The sequence below is a fragment of the Moraxella caviae genome (assembly GCF_002014985.1).
Lineage (GTDB): Bacteria > Pseudomonadota > Gammaproteobacteria > Pseudomonadales > Moraxellaceae > Moraxella > Moraxella caviae.
Map to the genome: position 1 here is coordinate 1 of NZ_MUXU01000110.1, position 6,587 is coordinate 6,587.

General features: G+C 45.9%; 5 protein-coding genes. 2 read left to right on the forward strand and 3 right to left on the reverse strand.

The genetic code is table 11. From position 1 onward, the window contains the following. Positions 1–395 (reverse strand): IS1595 family transposase (locus tag B0181_RS11705; RefSeq protein WP_143821559.1); only part of this gene is annotated, 395 nt, incomplete at its 3' end. 461 nt (positions 396–856) lie between these two features. Between B0181_RS11705 and B0181_RS11715 the strand changes: the two genes are divergently transcribed. Continuing rightward, a complete protein-coding gene (locus tag B0181_RS11715; RefSeq protein WP_078277661.1) occupies positions 857–1,129 on the forward strand; it encodes an HU family DNA-binding protein in 273 nt (90 codons plus the stop codon). A gap of 291 nt (positions 1,130–1,420) precedes the next feature. Further along, positions 1,421–3,268, forward strand: coding sequence for a peptidylprolyl isomerase (locus B0181_RS11720; protein WP_078277662.1), 1,848 nt, complete (start codon positions 1,421–1,423; stop codon positions 3,266–3,268). Positions 3,269–3,722: 454 nt separating this feature from the next. Here the strand turns inward: B0181_RS11720 and B0181_RS11725 are convergent, their stop codons facing one another. After that, positions 3,723–4,931: an alpha-hydroxy acid oxidase gene (locus B0181_RS11725; protein WP_078277663.1), complete on the reverse strand. Its 1,209-nt coding sequence runs from the start codon at positions 4,929–4,931 to the stop codon at positions 3,723–3,725. A gap of 400 nt (positions 4,932–5,331) precedes the next feature. Continuing rightward, the coding region (locus tag B0181_RS11730) for an L-lactate permease (RefSeq protein WP_143821612.1) at positions 5,332–6,587 on the reverse strand (1,256 nt) is incomplete at its 5' end.

Genomic DNA, 6,587 nt, shown 5'->3' on the forward strand with positions numbered 1-6,587 from the left:
TCTGTGTAGACAATGCTATCAGGCTTGATTTTACTTGTGATAATTGGCATTAGTGTATTTGTCTTAGTATCTTTAACAACAACAGTGTAAACTTTATCATTGCGTTTTAATAAACCAAATACAGCAGTTTTACCAGCTGCACCACGACCACGTTTGCCTTTACGAATACCGCCGAAGTAACTTTCATCAAGCTCTACTTCACCGTCAAAAACAGTGTTGGCTTCAAGAGCTAAGTGGTATTCTATCACAAGGCGGATTTTGTGGTAAAAAAGGGCTGCTGAATTAGGGTGAATACCCAGTAAATCAGCTGCACTTCTAGCAGTAACTTCGAGTACAAAAAATTCAAGCAGTCTTTTTTGAACTTTTTTACTTAGTTTACAATGGGTTATCTTCATAAAACTAGTATAACATGGTTGTTATTCTAGTACAGCCCCTTTTGTTTTTGATTTAAGAAGGCTGTTATTTGAGAGTTTGGCTGGATTGGTGTGTGGATTTTGTGGTGGTTTGTGGGGGTGAAAGTGCCTTTTGTCGCCAAATTTAATGATTTTTTATGATAATTACACAAAATAATGTAAAAATACTTGCTAATTTTCGCAAGGCTTGATATAAAGTAGAAACATTTGCGGTGGTTTGTGCGCCAAAAGGTGTGATTTTTGGGGCGTAAAGGGATAAAAACCGCAATTTTTGCAAAAATTACACAATTTTTTGCATTTTGTGCTTGTAAAAATTTTTTCTTACTCTTACAATGCACAGCAAGACAGCGGTTTGTAAAATCGCTCGATATTTTTTTAGATTTCTTGGTTTGGGCTTTTGGCTTTGGCAAAAAGTTCAAATTTTATTATTGTGAGGATTTCCCATGAATAAGACAGAATTGGTTGATAGCATTGCTCAAGAAACCGGTCTAACCAAAGAGCAAGCAAGCAAGGCAGTAACTGCATTTGTAAACAGCGTACAAGGCGCACTTGAGCGTGGCGATGACGTGGTATTGGTAGGCTTCGGTACTTTCAGCATAAAAGAGCGCGCTGCACGCACTGGCCGTAACCCAAAAACTGGCGAGCCACTACAAATCGCTGCCAGCAAAGTACCTAGCTTCAAAGCAGGCAAAGGTCTAAAAGACGCAGTAAACTAATTTTTACGTCTTTTTAAAATTCAAGCGCTTTGAAATTCATTGTGCTAAAAACACCATCTTTGATGCCATTAGGCTAAAAGGTGGTGTTTTTCTTTGCGCTTGTTTTTAGGTGTTGGCTTGTGCTTTTATCAGCTTAATCACAAGTTAAGCGCCAGCAAAAGGCTGCATTAAGATAAAAATGTGGCAAAATGGTAAAAATTTTTGTCAAATTCGCTAAATTAGCGTAAAATAGGGCGATTTAGGTAAGTTTTACTTCTATTTAATTTTTTGATAAAGACAAGCGAATCTTTTATGGAAAAAATGCGCAAATTTTTGCAAAGTTGGCCGGGTCGTCTGGTGCTGGTGTGTACACTTGTGCCGATGGCGTTTTTGGGTGTGCAAGGCACGTTTGGCACGTCCATCAGTCCCAATGAGCTGATTAAGGTGGGCGATCAGTCGGTTACGGTTTCGGCGTATCAAGCGGAGCTGAACACCGCTCGCAGCAACCTTTTGCAAACGGTGGACGCAAGTTTGATTGATGAGCGTACGCTGGGCGATGAAGTGCTGCAAAGCATGATTAGCCGTGCGCTGCTACAAAATCAAACGCAGTTTTTGGGCATGACGGTGTCAGATGAAGCCATCACGCGCCTTTTGCAGCAAGAGCCAGCGTTTCAAAGCAATGGGCAATTTTCCAATGATTTGTTTGCGCAGTATTTGCAGCACAATGGCTTGACCAAAGATATGCTGTTTCAAGATTTTCGCACGCAGCTGAGCCTGCGTCAGCTGACGGCAGGCGTGCTGGGTACGGTGATTTATCCAGAAAATCAAGTGAAGCGCTTGCTGGATTTGCAGCTAGAAGCACGAGAAGTGTGGGTGCATCGCTACGCTTGGCAGGATTTTGCCGACCAAGTGAGCGTGTCTGATGCCGAGATTGACAGCTATTATCAAAAAAATCAAGACACACTGGTGCGTCCTGACACGGTGGATTTGGCGTATATCGAGCTAAATCCACAGACGCTAAAAGTGGAAGCGCCAAGCGCAGAAGAAATCCAAGCGCAATATCAAAGCTATCTGAGTGAGCGTGGTATCAGCGATGGGCGTGAGCTTGCGCAGATTTTGCTGTCAGGCGATGACGCAAAAGCCCGCGCAGACGCCATCAAGGCAAAACTTGACGCAGGTGAGAGCTTTGAAGTGCTTGCCAAGCAGTCAGATGACCCAAGCGGTGAGCAGGGCGGTTTTATCGGTGCATTTAATCCTGCGGTGTTTGGCGATGATGCGGGCAAAGTTACGCAAGCCTTGGCTAGTCTTGGTGTGGGCGATGTGAGTGCGCCTGTGCAGACGAGTTTTGGCTATCAAATTTTTAAAGTGGTCAAGCAAGGCGATGCGCCAAGTGCAGCAAGCCTAAATGATGAGCTGACTCAGCGCGCCATCGAGCATAAACGTCAAGTGGCGTTTAATGATGTGATTGTAAAAATCAACGATTTGGCGGCAAACGGTATGGGTATTACGGACATCGCCCAGCAAGTGCAGCTTGAGCCAAAGAGCATTAAGGCATATCCAAAAACCAATAACAGCACGGCATTACCACAGCCTGCGGTGATTGCGGCGGCGTTTGATGAGTTTGCGGTGGAAGATCAGTCGGTGAGTGCCAATATTACGCTAAACGATAAGACGGTGTGGGTGCAGCCAAGCAATTATCAAGCTGCTAAGCCTTTAAGCCTACAAGAAGCCAGCGCACAAATCAAAGCGCTGCTTACGAAACAAAAAGCCAGCGAGCTTGCTTTGAGCGCTGCTAAGTCTGCCGCCACCGAAGTTGCCGCTAAGCAAGGCGCAGGTTTGATGACACCTAAGGCGAATTTTGGCATCGTAACACGCCACAGCACGTCTTTGTCGCCAAAAGAGCGTGCCAGCTTGTTCTTGCATAAATCTGAAGGTAATGACGTGTGGGCGGTGGCAACGGACGATGGCGCAAGTGTGATTGTGGGTGCGCCTGTGGCATCGCAAAGCAGCAGCCAGCTAAATCCAGCTGAGCGTCTGAGCGCAGCACGCATGATTCGTGATAATGTCGGTCAAGATCAACTGATGGATTATGTGCAGTATCTGCGTGATACCAATGAAGTAATCATCAACGAATCGGCACTCAATGCACAGCCGCACTAAGATGATTTTGGCATGAAATAAAAAAGACAAGTTTTCGGACTTGTCTTTTTTATTGGGTTGGGTTTTTGTTGGGCGGGTTTTATTAAATTGGGTTTGGTGTGTGGGTTTGGCAGGGTGAAAATTCAATCAATTTGATGGCTGCTTTTAAACGTGTTGGTTTGATGTTTGCTGGTTGGATCTATAAGTTGGCGGTTTTAAAAAATGTTCTTGTTGAGAAATGTGTTTTGCAAGAATGTGTTTTGCAAGAATGTTGGGTTTTCGCCTTGCTCAACCCAGCTTACAAATTTAATTTAAGTTTATAAGCTGATGGTTTTAAAAATATGTTCTCCCAAGAGCGTTGAGCTTTCGCCTTGCTCAACCCAACTTATAAATCTCTACGAGAGCCAGTCAGGCGAAAACAAGCGCAAGCAAAAAAGCACCGCAAAATGCAGTGCTTTGATGGCTTGACAACCGATTACCAGCGCACAGGCGAGATGTGCGGATCGGCAACTTTTAGGTTTTCGTAAGTGCCTTTGACAAAGATGTCTTCGTTCACGGTGTTGATATTGGTGTGGCCGCAGAACGCCATAGTGATGTCGCATTCTTTGTAGATGATTTCTAAGGCTTTGCGTACGCCATCTTCGCCATACGCACCCAAGCCGTACAAGAACGAACGACCAATCATCGTGCCTTTTGCACCAAGGGCGATGGCTTTTAGCACGTCTTGACCTGAGCGAATGCCGCTGTCCAGCCATAGCTCGCAGTTGGCGTTTTCGGCTTGAGCAGCTTGCACGCAGTCAGACAAAGCCGCGATAGAGCTTGGTGCGCCGTCCAGCTGACGACCGCCGTGGTTTGAGATGACCATCGCGTCTGCGCCAGAGCGTGCTGCTAAAATTGCGTCTTCTGGCTCCATGATGCCTTTAATAATCAGCGGGCCGCCCCATAAGTCTTTGATGCGTGCCACGTCGTCCCAGTTTAGGCTTGGGTCAAACTGCTCAGCCGTCCATGATGATAGGCTTGATAAATCACCCACGCCTTCAGCATGACCTACGATGTTACGGAAGGTGTGGCGCTTGGTGCCAAGCATATTAAAGCACCATTCAGGCTTGGTCATCAGGTTTAGGATATTTTTTAGCGTTGGTTTTGGTGGTGCAGACAAGCCGTTTTTGATGTCTTTGTGGCGTTGTCCCAGCACTTGCAAGTCCGCCGTCAAAATCAGCGCCGAGCATTTGGCTTCTTTGGCGCGGCGAATCAGATTTTCCATGAATTTTTTGTCGCGCATGACGTACAGCTGGAACCAAAATGGCTTGCTGGTGTTTTCCGCCACGTCTTCAATCGAGCAAATACTCATGGTAGACAGCGAAAACGGAATGCCGAATTTCTCAGCGGCACGAGCGGCGTGAATTTCACCGTCCGCCCACATCATGCCAGTAAAGCCAGTCGGTGCGATTGCTACAGGCATAGACACATCTTGACCAATCATCTTGGTGGCAAGCGAGCGGCCTTCCATGTCCACAAGCACGCGCTGGCGCAGCTTGATGCGGTCAAAGTCGGTTTCGTTGTTGCGGTAGGTGGTTTGTGTCCACGAGCCTGAATCCACATAGTCATAAAACATACGCGGCACTTTGCGCTCAGCAATGCGGCGCAGGTCTTCAATTTCGGTAATTTTGCTTAAATCAGCCATAATACTGCCTTAAAGTTGAGTGTTTAAAATTTTAGGTGTTTGGTTTAAGTGCTTAGCTTAACGTTTAAAATCATTTGCAAGTCAAAACGCCAAAAGGATAATTTGATGGGTTAAAATTTTAAGTGAAACTTTTTAAGTTGATTAAAATCATCTATCCAATAAAATCACGATTTTTATGCGGTGAATTTGCCGTAAATTAAGCAAATTCATCAAAATTTAGACTTACAATCATGGCGTATATTTTACAAGGTTTTGCCAAAAAACGGTAATGAAATTTTAATAAAATCTGTCATATTATCTAAATTGTCATACAAATGCCAATAAAAAACGAGCCTGCTGATGTTAGCAAGCTCGTTTTGACCATAAAGGCGTTATAAAAAGCACAAATTAAAGCGCAAGTTTAGGCTTTTTTACCGCCTGTCATGCTCATCACGCCAAAGAATACCAGCGGCCAGACGATTGCGCCAATCCACCAAGTTGGTGAGAAAATCACCGCAAGACCAATCAGACCTGCTTGAATGGCGTAGTAAGTCATGGCAATCAAGGTCTTACGAATGATTAGACCTTCACGGTTCACCATGCCCACGACCGCACAGGCAGCGACCACGTTATGCACGCTGATCATATTACCCGCTGCACCGCCCACGGCTTGTAGCGCCACCACGTTTGATGCCATCATGCCATCAAGACCGATTTGGGTAGCGGTACTCCATTGAAAATGGCTAAACATCATGTTTGATACGGTGTTTGAGCCTGCGATGAACGCACCCAACGCACCAATCCACGGCGCAAACACTGGCCACACATCACCAAAGGCGTTCGCTGCACCTGCTGCCAGCACTTTTGGCATGGCAAGAATTTGTACAGCAGCGTCAGGCGATGTGCCAGAGTTGATGAACACTTGCACCATCGGGATAGAAAACAGCAGGGCAGGCGCGGCAGCCAGCATGGTGATGCCAGAATCTTTCCAGCTTTTTTTCACCGTATCGCCTTTCATGCCAAAGATGAAAATACACAGGATTGACACCAATAGCAGCACCGTACCCGGTGAGTATAGCAGCTGCGTTTTGTTGGTGATGCTTGTGCCGAAAATCTCTGAAAAAGTGATGACGGCATTATTGCTCAGCCAGTCTTTTAGTGGCTTGATGGTGCGTGTGGCAACCAAAATACCAATCACCAGCAAGTATGGCGAAAAGGCGTGCAATACTGAGTATTTGGCTTTTTCGTTGGTGTCTACGTTGGTTGGTGCAAGTGTGCCTTTCCAGTCTTCTTCCCAGCGATCGCGCGGCGCAAAATCAAAAGTTTCTTTTGGCGTTAGGAAATTGTACTTGGCAGCGGTAATCACAATCGCAAGACCAACAACCGCACCCAACAGCGATGGCAGCTCAGGGCCGACAAAGCGTGCGGTCAGATAGTACGGCACGGTAAAAGCCAGACCTGCAAAAATGGCAAATGGCGCAGCTTTTAAACCTTCGGTAAAAGAGCGTTTTTCGCCAAAAAAGCGTGTCAAGAATGCGCACAAAATCAGCGGAATCAGCACGCCCACGGTGGCATGAATAAAGCCCACACGCTCGGTGATGACCAGCAGGTATTGTGGCAAATCAAGCCCGTATTGCGCAATGGCAGAAGCCACGTCGGCTATGTTCAAAACCGAGT

Bases quoted from the DNA above. Each gene is read 5' to 3' on its own strand.
- B0181_RS11715 (WP_078277661.1), top strand. From the start codon at position 857: ATGAATAAGACAGAATTGGTTGATAGCATTGCTCAAGAAACCGGTCTA.
- B0181_RS11720 (WP_078277662.1), top strand. From the start codon at position 1,421: ATGGAAAAAATGCGCAAATTTTTGCAAAGTTGGCCGGGTCGTCTGGTG.
- B0181_RS11725 (WP_078277663.1), bottom strand. From the start codon at position 4,931: ATGGCTGATTTAAGCAAAATTACCGAAATTGAAGACCTGCGCCGCATT.